General features: G+C 66.2%; 2 protein-coding genes and 1 pseudogene. 1 reads left to right on the top strand and 2 read right to left on the bottom strand.

Features of this window, described 5'->3' with window-relative positions; genetic code table 11:
• Positions 1-528 (bottom strand): annotated as a pseudogene (locus I5G_RS06700) (glutamine synthetase beta-grasp domain-containing protein); the annotation flags it as partial.
• Positions 529-660: 132 nt separating this feature from the next.
• On the opposite strand from I5G_RS06700, the gene I5G_RS06705 reads away from it, so the two are divergent.
• Complete coding sequence (locus tag I5G_RS06705) at positions 661-1,089, top strand: RDD family protein (RefSeq protein WP_022878370.1); 429 nt, start codon at positions 661-663, stop codon at positions 1,087-1,089.
• 41 nt (positions 1,090-1,130) lie between these two features.
• On the opposite strand, the gene I5G_RS06710 is transcribed toward I5G_RS06705, so the two are convergent.
• Positions 1,131-1,841: a DUF4191 domain-containing protein gene (locus I5G_RS06710; protein WP_022878371.1), complete on the bottom strand. Its 711-nt coding sequence runs from the start codon at positions 1,839-1,841 to the stop codon at positions 1,131-1,133.
• Between the last annotated feature and the right edge of the window lie 111 nt (positions 1,842-1,952).

Below are 1,952 nucleotides of genomic sequence, written 5' to 3' on the forward strand. Positions count from 1 at the left end.
GGGGCTTGTTGGCGAGGTTTCCGCCCTCTTCCCGCGGCCGGTGTTCCAGGCACCCTCTTCGGAGTCCACGGAGTAGAAGCTGGCGTTCTGCTTCACCTCGTAGCGGACGTCGTCGAAGATGTAGAACTCGGCCTCGGGAGCGAAGAACGCGGTGTCGGCGATGCCGGTGGAGGCGAGGTACTTCTCGGCCTTCTTGGCGACCTGACGCGGGTCCTTCGAGTAGATCTCGCCGTTACGCGGGTTGTAGATGTCGAAGACCATGATGAGCGTCTTCGCCTCGCGGAACGGGTCGAGGTACGCCGTCGTCACGTCGGGGATGAGCTGCATGTCCGACTCGTGGATGTTCGCGAACCCGCGGATCGACGAGCCATCGAACAGCTGTCCGACGGTGAAGAACTCCTCGTCGACGGTCGACGCGGGGATGTTGAAGTGCTGCTGCACGCCAGGAAGGTCCGTGAAACGGATGTCGAGGAACTTGACGTCCTCGTCCTGGATGAACTTGAGCACCTCGGACGAATCTTTGAACATGAAGACTCCAGAGGTAGAACATTCGGGATCGGTAGGCCTCGGCCAGCCTCCCCGACCCTATCCAGAACCGGTGTCTCTGCGATATCTCGGATGTTTCGGGCGTGTTACACGAGCCCGATTACGCTGAGGATTGTGACCGCCGCCGCAGAGAACACCTACCCGGGCCAGCGACTCGGCCTTCCCCGCGAGGGCCGAGGCTCGATCGCCCGCCCCGGCCGCCGGATCGCAGCCCTCCTCGTGGACGTCGCGTGCGCCGGCCTCATCGGCTACGCGTTCTTCTCCTCGCCCGATCCGGTGACCGGCGTGCCGTTCGCGAACCCGATCGCGACGAACCTCATCTTCTTTCTCGTGCAGATCGTCTTCATCCCGCTCATCGGGGGAAGTCCAGGGCACCGACTGCTCGGCATGCGTCTCGAACTGGCATCCGGGGGATGGGTCGGGGTGTGGCGGCCGGTCGTCCGCACCCTGCTGCTGGGCCTGATCATCCCCGCCGTCGTGTGGGATGCCGATCAGCGCGGGCTGCACGACAAGGCCGTCGGAACGGTTCTCGTCCGGCGCTGAAACGAGAACGACCCCGCCGGAGCGGGGTCGTTCGTCGAGGATCAGCGGGGGCGCGGCGCGCGCATCTTGGTCGGGTCGACGCCCTTCGGGATCGGCAGCGACGACAGCCCCGGAGAGACGGATGCCACACGCTTGATGACCGCGGCCTGCGTCGTGCGGTCCACCTTCTTCGGCAGAGCCTTGATGGCCGACGCGAGGTTCTTGATCTCCACGTCGCCCTCGCCGTGTCCGACGTAGAGAACGGTGACCGGAACGCCTGCGGCCACGCGCTGGACACGTGCGCGCTCCTCGTTCACGAGACGGGTCAGACGCGCGCGGGAGCCCTCGCCCACCAGCACGACACCGCCCCGGCCGATCGCGCGGTAGACGGCATCCTGCGTCCGCGGGTTCACACCGATCGGCGTCTCCGAGGCCTGCCAATTGCGTCCGAGCGACGAGGTGAGCACGTGGCCGGTGGCACCGGGCATGCCGTCGATCTGCCGGTACATGGCCTTCGTCGACAGGCGCGTCATGGTGATCATCCCGGCCAGGATGCCGGCGAGCAGACCCGTGACACCCCACAGGATGATGCTCCATGCCGCGGGCTGCGGAAGCAGGAACCCGACGAGCACGCCGAGGCCGATGCCCACGAGCACGATTCCGGCCAGCGCGAAGGGGAGCCAGCGGTACTCCTTCTGCGTGAAGGTGTACAGGGTGCGCAGCTGGGAGAAGAATCCCGGGCGCTTCTCGGGGGTGGAGGTGCGAGCGGCCATGCGTTCGATTCTATCTTCGCCCTCGGCACCGCTCCTCCCCACCCGAGCTGATCTCGGATTCCTCCACGGAACCGTCGTTCTACCCCGACAGCGTGGTCCCCGGTCGGCGAG

The organism is Microbacterium sp. B19 (genome assembly GCF_000333395.1).
Taxonomy (GTDB): domain Bacteria; phylum Actinomycetota; class Actinomycetes; order Actinomycetales; family Microbacteriaceae; genus Microbacterium.